The sequence below is a fragment of the Caulobacter sp. GW821-FHT09A05 genome, from assembly GCF_059418465.1.
This window is the reverse complement of record NZ_JBWKPX010000003.1, coordinates 152,384-174,465: the sequence shown is the minus strand read 5'-3', so window position 1 is coordinate 174,465 and position 22,082 is coordinate 152,384. Positions and strand designations below refer to the sequence as shown.

The window sequence follows — 22,082 nt, the reverse complement described above, 5'->3', positions numbered from 1 at the left end:
TCAGCCATGCCCGGCCCGGTGCTGCACGTCGGCGCGATCGCGACCTGCCCCCATGGGGGCATGCTGAACCTCGTGGTGGCCAGCCCCCGGGTGATGGTCAGCGGCATGCCGGCGGCCGTGATCACCGACCAGGGCCTGGTGGCCGGCTGCGCCTTCACCTTGCCCGGCGGCAAGCCCCAGCCCTGCGTCACCACCAAGTGGATCGTCGGGGCCACGCGGGTGATGGCCAACGGCGTGCCGCTGCTGATCAACCCCTCAGTCGCCCTGTGCCAGTCGGTCGAGCAGATCCCCGGTGGCCCGCCGATCATCTCCAGCTCCCAGCCTCGGGTGGTGGCCACATGACCCGCCTGGCCTTCCCTTTCCGGCCCGCGCCGTCGGGCCGCAGCGCCTCCGTCGTCTATGGCGACGACGCCCATGTGCGTCAGATGCTGGAGCTTCTGATCTTCACCATCACCGGCGAGCGAGTGATGCGGCCCGACCTGGGCAGCCCGGTGCTGCAGATGGTGTTCGCCGCCGGCGCCGGTCCCGTGGCCGTGGCCCTGGAGGCGACGCTGCAGGCGGCCATCGCCCAGTGGCTGGGTCATGTGCTTGAACTGAACGACCTGTCGGTGACCTTCGACGAAAACGACGCCGCCTTGGCCGTGTCGGTCACCTACGAAACCCGGGCCACCAAGACCGGCGGCCGGCTGACGGTGCGAAAGGAGCTGACATGAGCGTCGATCGCTATGTCTGCTGCGACGAACACCGGCGGGCCCTGCTGGCCGCCCCCGGATCGCCGCCCGGGATCAGCGGCATAGACTATATCGAGGTCGAGGCCGGGGCGACCACGGCCGACCCGACCTTCATCCATGTTTGGCTCGTCAAGCCGCTGCCCCTGCCCGGCGCGGCGCTGAACGGCGGCCAGATCCTCCTCACCGGCGGCGTCCGCTTCCCCCCGCCGAAGATCCAGCCCGTGATCGACGCCCTCCCCGGTCCCGGCTCCGTCGACCACTATCGGCTGACCATCGCGGGCGGCCAGCCGACCGATTTCTCCACCTATCGCCTGGCGATTGTGGCGGGACCGGGCGCGACCGTCCCGCCGTTGTTCCTGGATCCGCGCCTGTCGGCGGTCGACTTCTCGTTCAAGATCGGCTGCCCCAGCGACTACGACTGCGCGCCCGATTGCGACGAGGTCCCCGAGCCGCCTCCGCCCGGCCCCGACTTCGACTACCGGGTGCGCGACTATCAGGGCTTCCGTCGCCAGATGCTGGACCGGTTGTCGGAGCTACTTCCCGGATTCCGCGAAGACGATCCGGTCGACTTCACCACCACCCTGGTCGAGGCCGCGGCCTATCGCGCCGACCAGCAGAGCTATCGGCTGGACTGGGTGGGCACCGAGGCCTTCCTGGCCACCGCCCGAAGCCGCGCTTCGATCGCCCGCCACGCCCGACTGGTCGACTATCCGTTGGGCGAAGGCGCCAGCGCCCGGGTGTTCGCCCAGTTCTCCTATTCGCCCGCCGGCGCCCTGCCCGACGGCCTGGTCCTGGCGGCGGGCACGCCGCTGGCGGTGCGTATCGACGGCGTCAATCCGGTGATCCCGGCCGGCGACTACCGGCGGGTCCTGGTTCAGAAACCGATCGTGTTCGAGACCGTTGCGCCGTTGAAGCTGTGGAGTTGGCGCAACGCCATTGCCTTCCACACCTGGTCCGACGACGAGTGCCGACTGCCCAAGGGCGCGACGGCCGCCACCTTGGTCGACGACATCGGTGGGATAGGCCCCCTGGCGGCCGGCGACTTCCTGCTGCTGGCGGAGACCTGCTCTCCGGAGACGGGCAAGGCGGCCGATGCGCGTGCCCAGTATCGGCACATGGTGCGCCTGACTCGAGTCGCCGCGACGCAGGACGTGCTGCAACCGACGCTGAAGCTTGTGACGGTGGAGTGGTCCGCGGCCGACGCCCTGCCGTTCGACTTGGTGATCCAGATCCATGCCAAGGATGCGCTGGGCGCGGCGGCCAAGGTGGTCTGCGCCCAGGCGGCGGGCAATCTGATGCTCGCCGATCATGGCGCCTCGGCCCCGCCGGTCGCGGCGCTGGGCCTGCCGACGGCCGACATCGCCGCCCTTCGCCCGGTCCTGACCCCGTCCGCGCCCCTGGACGACACGCCCTGGCGGCCGATCCTTGATCGCGCCGACCTCGCGCGGACCGCCCGCGTCGACCTCGCCGCCTCGCCCCAAGCGCCCGCCAGCGTCCTGGCCCAGGTTGATCCCGCCCGCTGCCTCCCGGCCCTCACCCTGGACGACGACTTCGGCGACTGGTCGGCGCGTCGGGATCTGCTGGAGAGCGACCGTTTCGACCGCGATTTCGTGATCGAGACCGGGATGGATGGTCGCCCGACGTTGCGGTTTGGCGACGACGTCAACGGCCAGGCCCCGTCGCCAGGGGCGCGACTGACGATCGCCGGCCGGTTCGGTGCGGGTCCCCAGGGCAATATCGGCGTCGGTGCTCTGGCCCATGTCGTCCTGCCGCAGTCCCAGCAGGGCGCGCGCCTGGACGTCACCAACCCGCTGCCGGCGCGCGGCGGGGCCTCGCCCGAGCCCATCACGGCGATCCGGATCGCCGCGCCCCAGGCCTTTCGCCGGCAGGAGCGCGCGGTCACCGCCGCCGACTACGCCGAAGTCGCCATGCGCCACGACGAGGTCGCCAACGCCTATGCGATCGCCCGCTGGACAGGGGCCTGGCAGACCATGCTGGTCTTTATCGACCGCAAGGGCGGCTTGCCGGTCGACAAGCCGTTCCGCCGTGAACTGACCCAGCACATGGAGTTCTATCGACTGATGGGCTTCGACGTCGTCCTGCGCGGCGCCCAGGCGGCCCCGCTCGACATCGCCCTGACCGTCTGCGCCAAGCCCGGCGAACTGCGCAGCACCGTGGCGGCCCGAGTGCGTGACGCCCTGCGGCCGTTCGGCGGGGCGGAGGGCAAGCCGGGTTTCTTCCATCCCGACAATTTCACCTTCGGCTCCCCCCTCTACCTTTCCCGACTGATCGCCGCGGTGATGGCCACGGCCGGCGTGCAGAGCGTCAGCCCCAAGACCTTCCAGCGGCTGGGCCGGCTGTCGCAGGGCGAGATCGATAGTGGCGTGATCCGACCCAGTGACGTCGAGGTGTTGCAGTTGGACGACGATCCCAGCTTCCCCGAACGCGGCCGACTGGTCCTGACCCTGGGAGGCGGCCGATGAGCGGCTCGGAAGCCTGCGCCTGCGGAACCTGCGCGACTTGCGCCGCGCCCAAGGCGCGTCCGCCGGTGGCCGACCCAGTGATGTTCCGCCACGGCGCCATCAAGCAGCGACTGCTGGCCCGCATCGGCGATGTCCAGATCGACGGCCGACGGCCCCTGGCCGACCTGGGCACACGCGACGACGACGATCCGGCCATCGCCTTGATCGACGCGGTAGCCGGCGGTCTGCACGTGCTGGCCTGGAACTCCGCTCGGCTGCACGACGACGGAACCCTGCGCCGAACCGAGGATCGTGACGCTATGGTCGACCTGACCGGTCTGCTCGGCTACACGCCTCGCCCCGCCTTGGCGGCGACCACCACCCTTGCCTTCACCCTCGACACCCTGGAGGGCTCACCCAAGGTCGCGACCATTCCCAAGGGCCTGAAGGTGGCGTCCATTCCCGGCCAGGATGAACTGCCCCAGACCTTCGAGACCGACGCCGCCCTCGAGGCCAAGGCCGAGTGGAACCGGCTAGCGCCCGTCCTCTCCCCCAACCCGCAGGGCGTGAGCGCCACCACCTCCGTCCTGGTGCTCGACGGAGTCTCCTCCACGGCCAAGCCCGGCGATTTGATCCTGGCCTACGTCCAGCCGCAGACCAGTCCCGAAAAATGGCTCCTCGCCCGCATCGTCGGCCTGGCCCGCGAGCCAAACCCGACGGACGGCGGCCCGCCGCGCACCAGCCTGAACCTGGCGCCGCAGGGCCTTGTCACGGCGCCGGCGGCGCTCAAGGGCGCGACATTCCAGAACCGCGTCTTGATCCTGGGTCAGCGGGCGGCGGCGTTCGGGGCCACCGCGCCCGATCCACAACTGATGAGCGCGGCCGTCCAGACCACGCTGAATCTCACGGGCACGCCCCCTGACTGGACCAACCTGAAGATGGACCCCACCGGCACGGCGACCGGCGGAACACTGGACCTCGACGCCATCTATCCCGACGCCATGGTCGGCCGAGCGGTGCTGTTCTCGGCGGCGGGGGCGAGCGCAAGTCCCGACCTTGGCGTGATCACCGCGGCGGCGGACGGCGGGCGCAAGGATTTCGGCACGGCCGCCAAGGTCACGCGGATCGGCGTCGCCGATATCGACCTGACCGACGCCACCGGCTTCAACGCCAAGGTCCGTCAGACGGCGATCGTGATCGAGACCGGTCAAGAACGGCTCCTCACGCCGGCCTTGGACATCTCGACCCCGGCCGGCGCGCCCGACCGCCTTGTCGTCCAGGGCAAGGTCACCCTGCCGATCGGCCGACGACTGGTGCTGACCGGCCAGGCATGGACAGCGGTCAACGGGGTGCGCCCGGTGATTTCCGAGGTCGTGGTGCTGAAGGCCCTGACGTCGACGGCCAGCGAGACGGAGCTTGTCTTCGAGCGCCCGGTGGTCAGCCGCTTTCGCTCGACCACCCTGACGGTGCTGGCCAATGCCGTCGGCGCCTCGCAGGGTTCGACCCAGATCAACGGGCCGGAAATCATCGGCTCGGGCAAGGCGGCCAGCCCTTCGCCACGCTTCAAGCTGAAGGGCGCGCCGCTGGCCTATGTGCCGGCTGCCAATCCGCGCGGCTATGCCCCCGCCATCGAGGTGCGGGTCGGCGACCGCGCCTACGCAGAGCACGCCAGCCTGTTTGGCCTGGAGAGCGAGGACTGGGCCTTCGCGGTCAGAGGCGTCCGCGACGGCCAATTCGAGGTGCAGTTCGCCGGACGACTGCCCAGCGGCGCGCACAACGTCACGGCGGACTACCGGGTGGGCGGCGGAGCGGCGGGCAACCTGCCGACCGGCAAGCTGACCATGATCATGAACCCGATCGTCGGGGTGTCAGGCGTGGTCAACGCCACCCCCGCCGAAGGCGGTAGTGACGCCGAGACCCTGGAGGACATGCGGGTCGCCGCCCCACAATCGATCCGCACCCTGGACCGGGCGGTGTCGCTAGCCGACATTCAGGCCTTCGCGGCCGCCTATCGCGGCATAGGCAAGGCCCTGGCCACCGAGTTGCACGCCGGCATGCGGTCAGTTGTCTGCCTGACGATCGCCACCACCGACCTGGCCCCGCCGACGCCGGGCTCCGACATACTCGACACCCTGACGAAGGCGCTGAAGGCGGCTACGCCACCGGGCCTGACCCTACGGATCGAGGGTTTCGTGGAGCTGTCGGCGCAGGTGACGGTCGGACTGGCGATCGATCCCAGCTATCGTCGCGCAGACATCGAGGCCAAGGTTCGCAAGGCCTTGGGCAAAACGTTCGGCCGCCGGGTCCGCGACTTCGGCCAGGCCCTGCATCGCAGCGCCGTGCTGGCCGTGGTCCAGAGCGTCGAAGGCGTCATGGCCGCGCGGCTGGCCACCTTCCTGCTGCCCGGCGGTCCGGCCGAAAGCGAGGGGCGCCTGCTGTGTCCGGGACCGACCCTGGTCGACGGCGTATTCAGCAAGGCCGGCTTGCTGTCGATCGATCCGAACCAGACGCAGTTCGTGGAGATGGCGCCATGATCGCCCTGGCTCGGCTGGAAGCCGCCACCGAGCGGCTGTACGGGCTGCTGCCGGCCCATATCCGCACCATCGACGCCGCCAATGGCTGGGCGCTAAAAGCCTTGGTCCAGGTGCTGGCGGCCGGCGGGGTCGAGATCGACCAACAGATCGACGCTCTCTACGACTCGATGTTCGTCGAGACCGCGCCGGAGGCGGCCCTGGCCGATCTGGCGGCCCTGGTGGCATCCGAGCCCCTGCGGCCGCTGCCGCCAGGCGCGGGGCGTAACGCCCGGGCCTTTATCGCCAACACGGTCCGCTACCGGCGCGGCAAGGGTACGGCCCGTGTGCTGGAAGGCCTGGCGGCCGACGTCGGCGGCTTCGGCGGAGTGGCGGTCGAATATTTCATGCGGCTGGCGCGCACCCAGAACCTGATCGACGTCAGGCCAGAGCGGCCGGGGTTGCCCGCGCTGGTGCCCGGCGTCACCGCCGCCAGGACCGCGACCGGCTTCGACGCCCTGCCCCGGCTGTTGGACGTGCGGTCCATCGCCCGCCTGGGCGGGCGCCATCACCAGACTCATGTCGGCGTCCATCTGCTGCGCCCGATCGTGCCCAACTATTCGGCGCCGGAGGGTGACGGCCTGGCCGCCGCCAAGTTGGCCAAGACGCCCAAGGCCCGTCCATGGCCGGTCGGCGGAGTCGAGCGTCCAGGCTATTTCCAGCTCTCGGCCCAGCCCGGACGGCCGCTGCGGCTGTTCAATCCAGATCGCCGCTCGGCCAGCGACGGGAGCCGCATCGTCGAGACCGACCTGCCTGATCGCCTGCACCGCCTGCCGCTGCATCTGGAGACCCAGGAGCGGCGCCACGCGGCGCTGGAAGGCCGCCCGCCTGTCCTGGGCGACACGCCCTGGTTCGACGAGTTGGGCCAGCCCTTCACCATCTTTCTGCGCAAGGTGGGCGCGACGACCTTCGACCGGACGCCGCCGGCCCAAGTGCGGATCGCCAACCTGGAGGCTCCCCCCCCATCCGTGGGAGCTCGCCCGCAGCCGACCCTGGCCCATGCCTGGTTCACAGGCGGGGCCTCCGCCGTCGCCCATGCCGCCGATCATCCGATCCGCTGCGCCTTCGACCCCGTCACCGGCCGGCTAATCGTATCCGAACCGGCCGCGGGCCAGCCGGATGTCGAGGAGGTTCGCGTCGCGCACGGGCTGGGCGTTGGGCGCGAGATCGGGGCTGGGCCGCACGACCGCAACGGCGCCGACGTGCCCTTCGACGTCACCGACACCCTCTCCCTGACCAACCTGATCTGGCTGGTCGACGCGACACTGCCTGCCGACGGCCCCGGCGGCCCGTCAGTTCGCCAGGTGCGAACCCTGGCCACCGCCCTGGCCGAATGGACGGCCGCCGGTCTGGGCAAGCGCGGCCTGATCGTGCTGACGCGCTGCGAACGCGAGGGCGCGCCCCTGGGCCAGACAGAGATCACTGTCGCCGTCCATCCGGGATCGGAACTTCATATCGTCGCCGCCGAGTGGCGTCCCAAGGAGGTCAAGCCCGGCGTGCCGGACAATCCGGACCGGCGGGGCTATATCGTGCGGCGCGAGCGACGCTTCACCCTGGACGCGCCGGTTCGGATCGTCGCCGCCGCAGCGCCCCCGGCAGGCGGCGAGGCCGGGGTGCTGGTGCTGGACGGGCTGGAACTGATCGCCGGCCTCAGCCTGGGTGTGCGGGCCGTTTCCCGCCTATGGGTCCGGCACTGCACGGTGCGAAAGCCAGGCGGCGTGGCGATCGGCGTCACCGCCCCCCTGCAAGGCGCCGAAATCATCCTTGAGCGGACGATATCCGGCCGCATCGCCCTGGAGTTCGGCGGCGGCCCCGCCGTCGGCGCCCTGACCATAACCGGTTCGATCGTCTCCCCCGACGGAGCGGCGACCCCGGCCATTTCGGCGATCAATCTCGATGGTCAGCTGCGCGACGTCACCGTGCTGGGCGTCAGTCGCTTCAAGTCGCTGGAGGCCACCAACGTCATCTTCGTCGAGGCCGCCGAGGTGGTGCGCCGCCAGGCGGGCTGTGTCCGCTATAGCGTGATCGCCCCCGGATCGTCGATGCCGCGCCGCTTCCGTTGCCAGCCTGACCTGGCCCAGGCCGCGGCCAGCGCCCGCAAACAGGCGCCGTTGACCCTGGCCGAGAACGCCACCGTCGCGCTGGGCGTCACGCCGCTGTTCCTCGACACCGACCTGGACGAGCCGACGGTGGCGATGCTGCATCCGCTGGCCTCGGACGGTCTGCGACTGGGCGGCGAGGGCGACAGCGAGATGGGAGCCTTCTCCGTCGCCGCCGAAGGGCTGCGGATGGCGAACCTGACCAGTTTGTTCGACGATTTTCTCCCCTTCGGCCTTGAGGCGGGTCTGATCGACGACACCCGCTCGAGCGCCATCGCCGCACGAAGGAACCGACCATGACCTTGCGCAACGACGCGACCCGGCTGCGGATCGTCGCCAAAGACCAGCGACGGCTGCGCGCCGTGGTCGCCCGCCAGGGCCAGGCCCTGCTCGACACCGATCTTGACCAGCAGTCCCGTCACCATCTCGAGCGCCTGGAGATCGAGACCGTGGACAGCCTGGGATCGCCCCTGCGCTTCGTCTATCCGGCCGGCGATCCGGGCTTTCGGATCACCCCGTCCGGGGCGGCGGCCAATTTCGACATCGGCGTCGGCCACGGTTATCTGCGGGGCTGGCTGCTGGAAAACACGGCCGTCTGCAAGCTGACGACCCAACCGCATCCGCGTACCGGCGACACGGTCCCGGCCGGGTCGATCATCGCGGTCAAGACCCTGGTGCGCCACATCGATCCGATCGAGGAACCGGTCCTGGCCGACGTGGCGTTGGGCGACGCGCAGGCGTCGGGCCGGTCCCTGGTCGACTGGCAGGTGTTTCCGCTGGCGGTGACGGGGGGGCCGACGCCCGTGACCTGCGCCAACAGCCTGACCCAGCCGGACTGGATCAAGCTGAGCGCCCCCTCGACCGGGCTGCTGGCGGTCACCGCCCAGGCGACGGCCAGTTCGACCGACCCCTGCTCCCTAACGCCAGGCGGCGGCTATACCCGACTGGAAAACCTGCTCTACCGGATCGAGGTTCACGACGGGGTCGCCAACCCGGCCCAGCCCACCATCGACGGACCGCGTTTCGATCTGCACGATCTCAAGCTCAAGGTCTCGCGTCGCAACGCGAGCCAGATGGCGGTGATTACGGGCGTCGGCGTTGAGATGACCGTTTCGCCACCGGCCCTGGACCCGCGCAACTGGTTCGCGCCAGGCCTTTATGCCGAGATCGTGTCGACGCACGACGACGTGGACCCGCGCGCCGCCCTGGCCAAGCCGCGGCTGTTCCGCGTCGCCAAGGCCACCGACGAGAAGGTGACCCTCGAGGCGACCCCCGCCCAGATCACCGACACCGGGGCCGCGGCCAACGGAACCTGGTTTCTGCGCCTGTGGGACGCTCAGCCGAACGGCGATGGCCTGATCACCGTGTCGGCTCCGGCCAACGCGGCGACCTCGGCCGAGATCGATCTGGGCGACGGCCTGACTCTGAAGCTCGGCGCCGGCCTGTTCCGACGGGGGGACTATTGGACCTTCGCGGCCCGCGCCGACGGCTCGATCGACTGGCCCAAGACCGGCGCCGTCGGCGACTCTATGAAGCCCCATGGCCCCGAGATCCGCTATGCGCCGTTGGCCGTGGTCCAGGGCGGAGCCAGCGTCACCTTCGAAGACTGCCGCATCCCGTTCGCGAGCCTGACGGATCGGTCGCTGTTCTATCGCGGCGGCGACGGCCAGTCGATCATGCCTCCGGCCGCCGCCGGAATGATCGAATTGCCCGGCCGCCTGCGGGTGGCGGTCATGCGCGGCGAGACGCCGGTCGCCAGCGCGCCCGTGCGCTGGTCCTATCTCGACCCCGCCGGCGGCTCCTGCCTGATCAACGGCGTGGTCTGCAACGCGGTAACCCCTTGTGACCTGCTGACCGGCCCCGACGGCCTACTGGAGGTGGCCTGGTCGATCGACACGACCAAGCCTCACGACATTCGCCGGGTGCAGGCGGCCATCGCCACGGGGCCCGGGACCGCAATCACGCCGCCCCTGGTTTTCACCGCCACCTTCGAGACCGCCAAGCAGACGGCCTATGAACCCGGCGCCTGTTCACATCTGAACGGGGTCCACGACGTCCAGACCGCGCTGGACACCCTGTGCGCCAAGATCGCCGAACCGCCCAAGACCCTGACGCTCAAGCAGATCCGCCTGAGGGGCCCCAAGGATATGATCGAGCTGATAGAGGAGGACAAGAAGGACCAGCGCGAGCTGATACTCAATGGGTTGGAGACCCCCTTCGACAGCATCGTCGGCGGCATCCTTTTCGGTTTCGACGGGGGTCCACCGGACAGCGAGATTATCGACTTCGATCCCATCGTCGAAGTGGAACTCGACTTGCCCTATCCCATCACCGACCCTGACAGGCTGTACTGGGTAAGCGCCGTCGGGGTTCCCGGAACCTCCAACCCAGGCATGCGCGGACCGTTCGGGTTTCAGCGCGTGCGGCTCAACGGCACGGTGAAAAAGATCGGTAAACGCGGCGACGTCGGCGGCTTGGTCTGGCTTCCGTCGGAGAACGCCATACGCTTTCTGGAGACCACGCCAATTCACGTCTGGGGCCAGCGCATGGACCCCGACATCGCGGCGCGCCTGAAGAAAAACGGCTGGGAGCCTGACCCGGTCTTCCGCCGGGTGCTGTGCCGCATCCGGTTGCGGTCCCCCCTGATCTGGATCGAGCACAAGAACAACGAACGAATTTACCTGAACGCCGAACATCTGGGCGTACGGGGATCGCTAACCGGGAGAGAGTTGCTCCTGGCCTCGCCCGATCCCCAGCGCGCCGCCGACCTCGACATCTTCATCTATCTGAGTTTGCCGCAACTCAAGGTCAAGATTGAAACCAAGAACGCCAATACGAAGAAGACCGAGCCCAAGGTGGAGGGAAAGCCGTAGGACGCGCGGTCAGCCGCGCGCCCCGGAGCGCAACCGCGTCGAGCGCCTCTTCAACAAACTCTAGCCCTTCCGACGCGTCGTTAGACGATACGACGAACTGCTCGCCAACTCATGCGCTTCGTCACCATCGCCGCCATCGTCCTACTGCTGCGATGACGTGCTAGATCCTCACAACGTCCTAGAAGAGGAAGTTGTGGTAGGCGATCGCGTCGAGCCCGACGTCGCACAGCTGGACGACGTCATCGAGATGCCCGCCGGCTCCGTCCACGGTTCCGGCGAACAAGAAAACGTCCGCGCCCACCTTTACGGCGGAGTAGACATTGGTCGGGTCGCCAGAGACGAGGCGCGCCATGGCGAAGGCCAGAGCGTCCGCGTAGCTGTCCGCCGTCGAGGCCGCGAACGACCAGCTCCCCTCGCCCGCCGCCGTCAAGGCGTTGTTGAAGACCAACTGGTCGTTGAGCCCGAACCCGGTGATGATGTCCACGCCTCCGCCCTGGGCGTCGATGGCCATGGAGTCGCCGACGTCGAAGACGAAAAAGTCTTTTTCCGCTCCGCCGCTCAGCACGTCCTGTCCCTGCCCGCCGACCAGAGTGTCCAGGCCCACCCCGCCGACCAGGGCGTCATCGCCATCGCCGCCCTGGAGCATGTCTCCGCCTTGGGCGCTCGCCGTCAGGAGATCGTCACCGCCGCCGCCGTCCAACAGGTCTCCGCCGCCCATGGCGGTGAGCGTGTCGTTTCCCCCGTTCCCGAAAAGCCCGTTCTCCGCCGCGTTGCCAATGAAGGTGTCGTCGTAATTCGAGCCCCAGATTCCCTCCACGGAAATCAGCTTATCCGAGCCGTGTCGCGCCGGATCGTAGGGGTATTGAACCGGGACGCGCAGGTCGACAAACGCGCCCGCCGCGAAGCCGTCATCATAGCTGATGGTGTCGTACCCTTCGCCGCCGTCGATGAAATCGACACCGGCGCCGCCTTCGAAATGGTCGTCGCCGGCGCCACCGATCAGCGTGTCGTCTCCTTGCCCCCCGTGCAGGTAGTTGACGCCCGCGTCGCCGATCAGAACGTCGTTGTGCACGGAGCCATGGAGGTTTTCGACGCCGTTGAGCACATCCACGCCACCGCCACCGGTGGCCTGAGGCGTCGCCAGATTCAGGTCCACCCTGACGCTGGCGGTCGCATCCTCGTAGGAGGCCCAGTCGTTCCCGCTCCCGCCATCGATCGTGTCATCGCCGGCCCCGCCCAGCAGGTAGTCGTCCCCTCCGCCGCCGCGCAGAATATCGTTGCCGGCGTCGCCCGCCAGGACATCGTCGCCCAAGCCACCTTGGAGCGTATCGGCCCCGCCATAGCCATAGAGCACATCGTTTCCGACGCCGCCGATCAGAACATCCGCGCGATCCGTCCCTTGCAGTTCCATTCTGAAACACTCCAACGCCGCTAAAACCTATGCGACTAAAACCTGCAAGAGACATACCGCCTTGGTTGTATCACGGCATCCCAATCCGCCCCGCCCGAGCGCTTGGCCAGTCGAAGTCGCGCCAGAAGCGGAACTTGGCGCCTCACCGGAACTCGGGCGTTCGATTGTGGACACGGACCCGGCGTCGTCCGCGATGCGCACCGATGGTCCTGATTGGGATTTTTGGAAAGGCGACGCCCGCGCCAAGGCAACGGCCGACACCCTTGAGCATGCGGAGGACAGCGACTCGGGAGCGTCAGATGGCCTTAGACGTCGGGACGCGGGGCGGAGCCTGAGAGCTGCGGCTAGAAACGGATCTCCTGGCGAGCGGTCGAGGCCGCACCAATGCCAGTCGGGAAGACCAGCCTGGGCCGGAGCTCCTTCTGCGCCTTGCCGTTCTTATCGATCGAGGCGACCTCTTCGTCCTTCGTTTGCGTCGTCATAGCAACGGTAACGGCGTCTAACTCCCGCCGAACGGTATCGTTGTCGCTGACGATGCTTTTGAGAATTTCCTTCACCGCCTTGGCCGACGGGACCTTGGTGATTTCGATGGGCTCGCCTTTGTTGTCGACAAGTTGAGCCTTCACGCCCGCGGGCAGCTCGGCAAGCAAAGCCTTTCGCTGCTTGGAGCCGGCGTCCCAGGTGGGCTGCATGTTGAAATGATACTCCAAAATTGCGACCTGCCGCAGGCTGAGCGGCGCGCTGGCGTCGCCCAGGGTGATAGCCAGGGCCTTCAGGAGCGCCTGCTCGGCGGGCGAGATGGCGGTCGGTCCGCCGGGCCTGGGTTCGGCATTGGAAAGGGCCTGCTTGGCGAAGCGGGTCGCCCCCGAATAGGTGCACATCTCCGCATAGCCGGCGACGAAGCTCAGCGCTTCGGCGCGCGAGTCCGCAGCGCCTGGCGGGTTGCGCTCCTCATAGGCGGTCAGCGCCCGCAGGATCAGGGTCTTCGTCTCGGTGGGATAGGGCGTCATCAGCGCTCGATCATCGAAAGCGTCGATGATCGTCGTCACCAAGCCCGTTACCGCGGTCCATCGCACGATTTCGCGCTGGGCCAGCTCGGCGTCGGCCCGCAAGGTGTTTAACGCGATGCCCGTCGCGCCTGCGCTGCGGGCGATATCACCGGAGTAGCCAGCCAAGTTCTGCGAGCGGATCAGCACGTCGAAATAGGCACTGCAGGACTGGTAGACCTTAGCGTAGCCGAAACCGACATATTCCGAGGGCGTTCCTGTGAACTTCGCTGCGTCCGTGTAGTAGCTGTTAAGCGCCACGGCAGTCGGAATGCTGGGCGGCGTCGGACCAAATCGTCCAACCGCGGCGGTGCAGCCGCTGAGCGCGAAGCAAGCGGTCGCGATCACGCAAACGAGTGCTAATGGTCTGGACAACGGACCCCCCAAAGGATCGACGACCGTCGACAAGCTCGACCATAAACTATCTCGTAAATTGCAGCCATGGCAATGATGCACGCGCCCCGCGCGCCGCGGCGTCTCTACTGAGTTGAATTCTCGCCCCCTACGACCAAGAGAAGCCACCGATGGCGCAGGCTGCGGCGAGACGATCGTTAGGAGAGGCGGCGCCCAATACGCTCAAGCTTGACCGGATTTCACCGCCGGTCAAACCGCCCTAGCGGCTTTCCCGAACGGCTGTTTTTCATCAAGGCTCGCGGAATAGGAATATATTCTCATGCTTGTGAACGGCCGACTTTTCGGCCAGCGACACCCATGAACATGATGCCGTCAGGTCTGCAGTTGCGCTCATTTCTGACTCCAAAATTCTCGGACAGCCCCCCTTCACAAACCACTTGCCATACGATCTTCGAGCGAAAGAACTTTCGCGAAAGGCTTGAAGCCTCGCCAAGTCGTCAGCGCCGAGCCGCGATCAAGGGCGCCGTCGCGGATGGCTAGGTCGTAGCCGTCGGCGAATGGGCGCCGCGCAGCGACGGCCGAACAGCACGGGCATCGATACCCGCAGCCGGCCGCCCCCTCGCGGCGGTCGGACTCCAGAAGCGACTCGCTCGCCCGTCGCGCTGGACGCGCAGGCAGACTGAGCGCCGAGCCTGGGAAGCCGCGCCGCGCGGGACCTTCGAGCCGCCACATCAGTTCTGGACAGCCGTTGGCCATCGTCCTCGCCTTGCACTTTCACTTTCGCTTCGCGATGATATCGATATCAAACTCCATAAGAAGCCGCAGCGACATCGGGGGAGGAAACGTGAGGCATAGGAACAGGCGGCCCCTGCACGCCACGACGTTGGTGATCGCTTTCCTCCTTCTGGGCGGCTCGGCGCTTGCCGACACCCTGCGGACCTATCCCGTCCCACCGGCCCTTCTCTACTCGGCCCACAACGATGATTTCACCGTCCGCGTGCGTACGCCCGGCGGCGAATGGCGCGATGTCTACGAATATCGCGTGCAGGTCGACACAGACACCAAGCAGAACGCGTCCATGGTCTATTTCGACTTCGAGGGGACCGTCGAGCTGGAGGTGTTGAAGAACAACGGCAGGTTTGGCGAGGTCTCGGTCGCGCCGCTATCCAGCGAGGTCCAGCCCCGACGCAACGGCGCCGTCGTGCGCATGACATTGACGAGGCCGGAGCGCTTCTCGCTGCAGTTCGACGACGATCGCCTGCGCAATCTGCACATCATCGCCGGCAAGCCGCCCGCTCCGCCCCCGACCGGCGATAACGTTGTCTATTTCGGCCCGGGCCTGTACACGCCGCCGGCGGGCAGCGATGTTTTCCCCGTGACGTCCGGCCAGCGCATCTATCTGGACGGCGGCGCGGTCCTGAAGGGTTCTTTCGACCTGAACGGCGTCACGGACGTGAAGATCTCCGGCCGAGGCCTGCTCTGGGATCCTGGGCGCGCCATCGACCTCGAGGGCGCCAGCGATGTCGAGGTCTCCGACCTGATCCTCGTCAACAGCGATCGGAAGGACGCGGCGCGGGTCATGAACATCCGCAACTCGCGAAACGTAAGCGTGCACGGCGTCGCCGGCTTCACCTCGGGCAAGTGGTCGGACGGGATCAATATCTCGACCTCGCGGCAGGTGAGGATCGAGGACAGCTATTTGCGGGTGTCCGACGACGCCGTCGTCGTCTACGCGGTCGCCGATTGCCCGATCTGTCGCCAGAAGGCGGCCCGGACCGGCATTCCGGACGCCAATCCACCGGGCGACACCTTCGACATCGAGGTTCGAAACATGCGCCTCTGGGTCGATGTCGCCCACGCCCTCTATGTCGGCCATTTCGGCGACAACGACGATCCGCGCACCATCTACGACATCACCTTCGACAACATCGACGTCGCCAACCTCGACGAGGACGACCCGGACTGGGAGGGCGTAATGGCGATCTATTCGGGCGACAGCACGCTGATCCGCGACGTGACCTTCAGCAACATCCGCGTCGACCGGATCGAGGAAGGCAAGCTGATCAATATCGTGGCCGGCGACAACCCACGCTACAACAAGGCCCCGGGCCGCGGGATCGACGGGGTCACCCTGCGCGACATCAGCTACACCGGCGACGGCCTGCCCAGCCGGTCGATCATCAGGGGCCTCTCGCCCCGGACAGCCGTCAAGAACGTCGCCATCGAGAACCTGCGCATCGGCGAGAAGCCGATCAAAGCGCCGAAGGATGGCGACATCGCCATCGGCGGCGATGTCGTGGGCCTGACGATCCGATAGCCAGCGTCACCGCGACGTTTTGGTCGCCGCAGCTTCGCGCCAAGAGCCGACCTTGGCCTATGCGCCCGATCTGGACGGTCTTGCCATGGTCGTCCGTGAAGAACCGGGCTTGGGCGGTTGGGGAGCAGCGCCCCTACCCTCCCGGGTGCAGCCCCGGCGCTTCCTGGCCCGTGCGGGAGACATATTCCGTATAGCCGCCGCCATACTGATGGACTCCCTCGGGCGTCAGTTCCAGCACGCGGTTCGACAGAGCCGCCAGGAAATGACGGTCGTGCGAGACGAAGAGCATGGTGCCCTCGAAGTCCGCCAGGGCCGTGACCAGCATCGCCTTGGTCGCCATGTCGAGGTGGTTGGTCGGCTCGTCCAGCACCAGCAGGTTCGGCGGATCGAACAACATCTTGGCCATGACCAGGCGCGCCTTTTCGCCGCCCGACAGGACGCGGCAGGGCTTTTCGACGTCGTCGCCGGAGAAGCCGAAGCACCCCGCCAGGGTGCGCAATGCGCCCTGGCCCGCCTGCGGGAAAGAGCGCTCCAGAGACTCGAAGATCGTCTCTTCGCCGTCCAGCAGGTCCATGGAGTGCTGGGCGAAATAGCCCATCTTGACGCTGGCGCCGATGTTGACCGCGCCCTGGTCGGGCTTGGTGTCGCCGGCCACCAGCTTCAAGAGCGTCGACTTGCCGGCGCCGTTAGCGCCCAGGACGCACCAGCGTTCCTTGCGGCGCACCAGGAAATCAAGGCCTTCATAGATCGGCTGGGCGCCGTAGCCCTTGTGGACATTGCGCAGGCTGATCACGTCGTCGCCCGACCGCGGCGGGCTCTGGAACTCGAACTGAACCGACTGGCGACGGCGTGGCGCCTCGACGCGTTCGATCTTGTCCAGTTTCTTCACCCGGCTCTGGACCTGAGCGGCGTGCGAGGCGCGCGCCTTGAACCGCTCGATGAACTTGATTTCCTTGGCCAGCATGGCCTGCTGGCGCTCGTACTGCGCCTGGCGTTGCGCTTCGCCGAGCGCGCGCTGCTGTTCGTAGAAGTCGAGATCGCCCGAATAGGTGATGAGCGAGCCGCCATCGATCTCCACCACCTTGCCGATGATACGGTTCATGAAGGCGCGGTCGTGCGACGTCATCAGCAGGGCGCCATCGTAATTCTTGAGGAACGCCTCGAGCCAGATCAGGCTTTCCAGGTCGAGGTGGTTGCTGGGTTCGTCCAGCAGCATGCCGTCGGGCCGCATCAGCAGAATGCGGGCCAGCGCCACGCGCATCTTCCAGCCGCCGGACAGCAGACCGACATCGCCGTCCATGCGTTCCTGGCTGAAGCTCAGGCCGGCCAGCACCTCGCGCGCCCGCGCGTCCAGCGCATAGCCGTCCAGTTCCTCGAAGCGCGCCTGCACCTCGCCATAGCGCTCCAGGATGGCGTCCAGTTCGTCCGCCTGGTCCGGATCGACCATGGCCGCCTCGAGCCTGGCCATTTCGCTGGCCAGGGCGCTGACGGGACCGACGCCGTCCATCACCGCGGCGACCGCGCTCTGGCCCGACATTTCGCCGACATCCTGGCTGAAATAGCCGATGGTCATTCCCGGATCGATCGCGACCAGTCCGTCGTCGGGCTGCTCCTGGCCGGTGATCATGCGGAACAGCGTCGTCTTGCCGGCGCCGTTGGGGCCGACAAGCCCCACCTTCTCACCCTTCTGGATGCCCATCGAGGCTTCGATGAACAGGATCTGGTGGCCGTTCTGCTTGGAGATATTGTCGAGGCGGATCATGGGCGGTCTGCTAACGCGGGTGGAAGGAGAACGCCAGCCTTAGAGCCATGCCAATTCCAGACGCGACGATTTGGCCAAGCCCGCGGGCGTGCTCAAGGTCGGTTGGAGACCGCGCAACCGCGACGGACCACGCTGGAGCGGAACGGCGACGAGAAATCCGCTAGCGCCTAAAAGTCACCCCCAGCGTGATGGCGCGCGGCGCCTCGCCATCGACCCGCCGGCCGGCCACCAGATCGAAATCCACCCGCCCGCCGCCGGGGTTCCACCGCAGGCCCAGCTGGCCACCGGCCTTGCCGCCCTCACGCTGGAACGCCTCGGCCATCACGGTCACGTCATGGGCCAGGCCCACCTCGGCCTGGGCGCCGTAGAAGGCGGCGTTCCGCTCGGCGTCGGCGCGGCCGTAGCTCCAGCCGGCGTTTAGGTTGACCCGAACGCGGTCGGTGAGCTTCAGGGTCACCGGGACGATCAGGCTTGCGGTCTCCAGCCGGCCGCTCCCCACGCTCCAAGCGCCGGCTCCGATCACGCCCAGACCGAAACCGGCGGCCTCCGAGCGCAGCGTATACTTCAGCGCCGGACCGACCGTGGTATCAGCCTGACCGTTATCCCAGCCGTGCTGCACGGCGCCGCCGATCTCCAGGCTCGGCCAGGCCTTGCGAGTGCAGGCCGGCGACAGGTTGACCAGGCCGTGACGCGGAGCAAACCGCGTCGCCCAGCCTTCCAGGTGGCAGACGCCGGGGGTCTCGACCGCGGCGTCGTCGATGACGTGTTCGTTGCCCGAGGCGAACGCCGGCGAGGCGCAGGCCAGGACGACAAGGCCGAGGATCAGGCCCTGCCCCGCCCAGCGGCAGGCACGGCGCGAACGGCTGGGATTGAAGCGAATGTGGAGCAAGGAAGCCTCCGGAGGCGCGCGCGGCAGCGCCCCAGGATGCCCCCGGGGTCGCTACGTCTTCGTCATTGGGATTGGGCGGACGGACGCGGCCAGGACCGCGCCGCGACGAGGTCCGTCGTCCAAGGTCCCCGCCTTCAATCGGGATCGTCGAGGGTGAAGAGGTCGGCGCCCTCGTCATAGGCGAAGACCTCGGCGTAGCGGGCCCAGCTGGTGACCGCCTTCAGCGTCTGCTCGGCGTAGTCCGGGGACATCGAGTCCTCCAACTCCTCGCGGAAGCGCGCGGCCGGGGCCCGGTGCGAGGCACGCTCGTCCAGGACCCGGCGGATATGACCGGCCAGCGGCACATGGGCCAGCAACTGCTGAGCGAACAGCGACTTGCGCGCGTCGACCTCGGCCTCGGCATAGCGCCGGGCGACCGGCGTCAGGCGCAGCTCGCCGCCCTCCAGTTCCGCGAACCGAAGCAACTGCAAGGTCTCGGCGATCGGGAACAGCGCGTCCGCCTCGTACTGCAGGTCCTTGGCCAAGTCCGGCATGTGGGCTTTGCCGTCGAACGGCGCGCCGCTGACCGCCTCGATCAAGCCGGCCAGGGCGTTAGTCGAGACGCGAGGCAGCACCATGCTGACGCCCGTGCCGGGGAACAGCCCCTCGTTCTGACGGCCGCCCTGGGCCTGGCCGGGCTGTGTCATCTGCACATAGATGCTTTCGACCAAGGCTCGGAAGGCCGGGTCCAGGCGGTTGCGCGGCTGGGGCAGGTCGACCTTGATCGTCGACACCACCCGGCCAGGATTGGACGAGAACACCAGGATGCGGTCGCACATCAGCACCGCCTCCTCGATGTTGTGCGTCACCATCAGGATCGCCTTGATCGGCATACGCCCCTCGCACCACAGGTCCAGCAGGTCGGTGCGCAGGGTCTCCGCCGTCAGCACGTCCAGCGCCGAGAACGGCTCGTCCATCAAGAGGATCGAGGGATCGACCACCAGGGCGCGGGCCAGGCCGACGCGCTGGCGCATGCCGCCCGACAGCTCCTTGGGATAGGCGTTCTCGAACCCGTCCAGGCCGATCAGGTCGATGGCCGCCAGGGCCCGGCGACGGCGCTCGTCCGGCTTGACCCGCCTGGCTTCCAGCCCGACTTCGACGTTCTCCAGCACGGTCAGCCAGGGAAACAGCGCGAAGCTCTGAAACACCATGCTGACCGTGGTCGGCGCTTCGCCGGTACGCGCCGGAAATTCGATTTCGCCCGAGGTCGGCTGGATCAGGCCGGCGATCGACCGCAGCAGGGTCGACTTGCCCGAGCCCGAGCGGCCCAGCAGGCCGACGATCTCGTTGTCGCACAGGGTCAGGTCGACGTCGTCGAGCACCAGCAGGTTGGCGCCGCCGGTCTTGCCATAGAGGTGGCGGACGTTGCGAACTTCGACGAGGCGGGTGTCCTGGACGTGGGTGATGTGGGTCATGGGATATCCTCCCTAAGCCAGACGGAGACGGCGCTCGGCGAACCGGTACATCGGCCGCCAGAGCATGCGGTTGAAGGCGATGACGAAGATCGACATCACGGCCACGCCCAGGGCGACGCGGGCGTAGTCGCCGGCGGCCGTGGCCTTGGCGATGAAGGCGCCAAGTCCGGCGGCCTCCAGGCGCCTGTCGCCCCAGGTGACGGCCTCGGCGACGATGCTGGCGTTCCAGGATCCGCCCGACGCGGTCAGGGCGCCGGTGACGTAGTAGGGAAAGATCCCCGGGATCCCCACCTGCCGCCACCATTGCCACCCGCGGATTCCGAAGATGCCAGCGGCTTCCTTCAGGTCGCTGGGAATGGCGCTAGCCCCGGCGATGACATTGAACAGGATGTACCACTGGGTCCCCAGCACCATCAGCGGCGACAGCCAGATGTTGGGACTGAGATGGAAGGCCACGATGCCGGCCACCGCGAACGGAAACATCACATTGGCCGGGAAGGCCGCCAGGAACTGGGCGATCGGCTGAAGGCGCTCGGCCCAGGCCGGGCGCAGGCCGATCCACATGCCGATCGGGACCCAGACCACGGTCGCCAGGGCGATCAGCACCGCGACGCGAGCCAGGGTCGCCAGGCCCAGGCCGAAGGCGGCCAGCAAGTCGGCCAACACCAGGCGGGTGCTGAGGAACTCCCATAGCACCCAGGCGCCGGCCACGCCCGACGCGACCACCAGGGCGATCCAGACGGCGTCGAGGATGCGTCCGGCTCCGGGAGGCGGCGAGAACCGCGCCTGGGGGATCGCCGGCCAGTCGACCGCGGCCATGACGGTGGCGGGCCAGCTCAGCGGGGCCGCCAGGGCGCGCAGCCAGCGGGTGCGACGCACCAGATCGTACAGCCACGAGCCTGGACGCTCGCCCGAGGCTGTCTGCTCGAAGCGGAACTTGTCGGCCCAGGCGACGATCGGCCGGAACACCAGCTGGTCGTAGAGCACGATGACCACGGCCATGGCGCCGACGCCGATGGCCACGGCCTTCATGTCCTGGCGGGCGATGGCCAGGGACAGCCAGGAGCCGATCCCCGGCAGGGTGACGGTGGTGTTCCCGACGGTGATCGCCTCCGACGCCACGACGAAGAACCAGCCGCCCGACATCGACATCATCACGTTCCACACCAGGCTGGGCGTGGCGAAAGGCAGCTCCAGCCGCACGAACCGCCGCCAGGGCGAGAAGGCGAACTGACGGCTGACCTCGTCCAGGTCGGACGGGATCGAGCGCAGCGACTGGTAGAAGCTGAAGGCCATGTTCCAAGCCTGGCTGGTGAAGATGGCGAAGATCGCCGCGCACTCGACCCCCAGCTGGCGGCCGGGGAACAGGCCCATGAAGAAGGTGACGGTGAAGGTCAGGAAACCCAGCACGGGGACCGATTGCAGGATGTCCAGCGCCGGCACGATGACCAGTTCGGCCTTGCGGCTCTTGGCGGCCAGGGTGGCCACCGTGAAGGTGAAGACCAACGAGGCGCCGAGCGCCAGGAACATCCGCAGCGTGGTGCGCAGGGCGTATTCGGGCAGGCGCGCCGGGTCCAGGGTGACCGGCGTGGTGTGCAGGACGGCCAGGGACTGGCCCATGTCCTCGGCGCCGCGGACGATCAGGATCGCCGCGGCGGCGAGCAGCAGGAAGGCGACCAGATCCGCCCAGGACGGGACGGTTCCGACGCGAAGAAAGCGCGCGAGCGGACGCGCGGCCTTGGGGTCTCCGGACAGGAAAACCATGGGGCTCTACCTCGTGATGGGCCGCGAGCGGCCGTCACGGAGGGAGCCTGCGACCAGACCCTACCGGGACGCCTCTCGCGGCGTGTTGGATCGACTGTGACTGTCGCTGGGCATGGGGTTCAGGGTTCCGTTGAGGACTTCATGTTGCGACGCAGCAGGAAGCTGGGCGGCGGAATGATCCTCGCTGGCCGGCTTGTCAAGCGGCTTTCGGTCAAGGGTCGAACTGACATGTTCGCGCCACACGTAGAACCGTTCCCGGCGACGACCCGGCCCGCTATCGCGACCGCCCTACCCCCGCATTGATCCAGTTGGGAATGAGGCTCGCGATCTGCAGGTCGTTCTTGTCCCGC

The 22,082-nt window shown here is 67.8% G+C and carries 13 protein-coding genes; 7 read left to right on the top strand and 6 right to left on the bottom strand.

The window, feature by feature from the left end; all coding sequences use genetic code 11:
• The first annotated feature begins 6 nt into the window (after positions 1–6).
• The 6 genes from AC07NX_RS04055 to AC07NX_RS04030 are packed head-to-tail and all read left to right on the top strand — an operon-like array spanning position 7 to position 10,735.
• The gene (locus tag AC07NX_RS04055) at positions 7–342 is read left to right on the top strand and encodes a hypothetical protein (RefSeq protein WP_494639368.1); all 336 of its coding nucleotides are present in this window, start codon (positions 7–9) and stop codon (positions 340–342) included.
• Positions 339–713, top strand: coding sequence for a GPW/gp25 family protein (locus tag AC07NX_RS04050; protein WP_494639366.1), 375 nt, complete (start codon positions 339–341; stop codon positions 711–713). Before AC07NX_RS04055 ends, AC07NX_RS04050 begins: the two co-directional genes overlap by 4 nt.
• Positions 710–3,214, top strand: coding sequence for a baseplate J/gp47 family protein (locus AC07NX_RS04045; RefSeq protein ID WP_494639364.1), 2,505 nt, complete (start codon positions 710–712; stop codon positions 3,212–3,214). The genes AC07NX_RS04050 and AC07NX_RS04045 overlap by 4 nt, the downstream gene beginning before the upstream one ends.
• A complete protein-coding gene (locus tag AC07NX_RS04040; RefSeq protein ID WP_494639363.1) occupies positions 3,211–5,727 on the top strand; it encodes a baseplate J/gp47 family protein in 2,517 nt (838 codons plus the stop codon). The genes AC07NX_RS04045 and AC07NX_RS04040 overlap by 4 nt, the downstream gene beginning before the upstream one ends.
• Positions 5,724–8,162, top strand: a complete 2,439-nt coding sequence (locus AC07NX_RS04035) for a hypothetical protein (protein ID WP_494639361.1) — start codon at positions 5,724–5,726, stop codon at positions 8,160–8,162. Before AC07NX_RS04040 ends, AC07NX_RS04035 begins: the two co-directional genes overlap by 4 nt.
• The gene (locus AC07NX_RS04030; RefSeq protein ID WP_494639359.1) at positions 8,159–10,735 is read left to right on the top strand and encodes a DUF6519 domain-containing protein; all 2,577 of its coding nucleotides are present in this window, start codon (positions 8,159–8,161) and stop codon (positions 10,733–10,735) included. Before AC07NX_RS04035 ends, AC07NX_RS04030 begins: the two co-directional genes overlap by 4 nt.
• A 178-nt stretch (positions 10,736–10,913) precedes the next feature.
• On the opposite strand, the gene AC07NX_RS04025 is transcribed toward AC07NX_RS04030, so the two are convergent.
• Positions 10,914–12,146, bottom strand: coding sequence for a calcium-binding protein (locus tag AC07NX_RS04025; RefSeq protein ID WP_494639357.1), 1,233 nt, complete (start codon positions 12,144–12,146; stop codon positions 10,914–10,916).
• 344 nt (positions 12,147–12,490) lie between these two features.
• Complete coding sequence (locus AC07NX_RS04020) at positions 12,491–13,540, bottom strand: hypothetical protein (protein WP_494639355.1); 1,050 nt, start codon at positions 13,538–13,540, stop codon at positions 12,491–12,493.
• 892 nt (positions 13,541–14,432) lie between these two features.
• On the opposite strand from AC07NX_RS04020, the gene AC07NX_RS04015 reads away from it, so the two are divergent.
• A complete protein-coding gene (locus AC07NX_RS04015; RefSeq protein ID WP_494639353.1) occupies positions 14,433–15,863 on the top strand; it encodes a glycosyl hydrolase family 28 protein in 1,431 nt (476 codons plus the stop codon).
• A gap of 133 nt (positions 15,864–15,996) precedes the next feature.
• Here AC07NX_RS04015 and AC07NX_RS04010 read toward each other — a convergent pair whose 3' ends face one another.
• From AC07NX_RS04010 to AC07NX_RS03995, 4 genes are all read right to left on the bottom strand, one after another.
• Complete coding sequence (locus tag AC07NX_RS04010) at positions 15,997–17,625, bottom strand: ABC-F family ATP-binding cassette domain-containing protein (protein WP_494639351.1); 1,629 nt, start codon at positions 17,623–17,625, stop codon at positions 15,997–15,999.
• Positions 17,626–17,785: 160 nt separating this feature from the next.
• Complete coding sequence (locus AC07NX_RS04005; protein WP_494639349.1) at positions 17,786–18,514, bottom strand: PA4824 family protein; 729 nt, start codon at positions 18,512–18,514, stop codon at positions 17,786–17,788.
• Positions 18,515–18,648: 134 nt separating this feature from the next.
• Positions 18,649–19,968 carry an ABC transporter ATP-binding protein gene (locus tag AC07NX_RS04000; protein WP_494639347.1) on the bottom strand — a complete coding sequence of 440 codons (1,320 nt, stop codon included), beginning with the start codon at positions 19,966–19,968 and terminating at the stop codon, positions 18,649–18,651.
• Between the two features lie 12 nt (positions 19,969–19,980).
• Complete coding sequence (locus AC07NX_RS03995; RefSeq protein WP_494639346.1) at positions 19,981–21,732, bottom strand: ABC transporter permease; 1,752 nt, start codon at positions 21,730–21,732, stop codon at positions 19,981–19,983.
• Positions 21,733–22,082 lie beyond the last annotated feature (350 nt).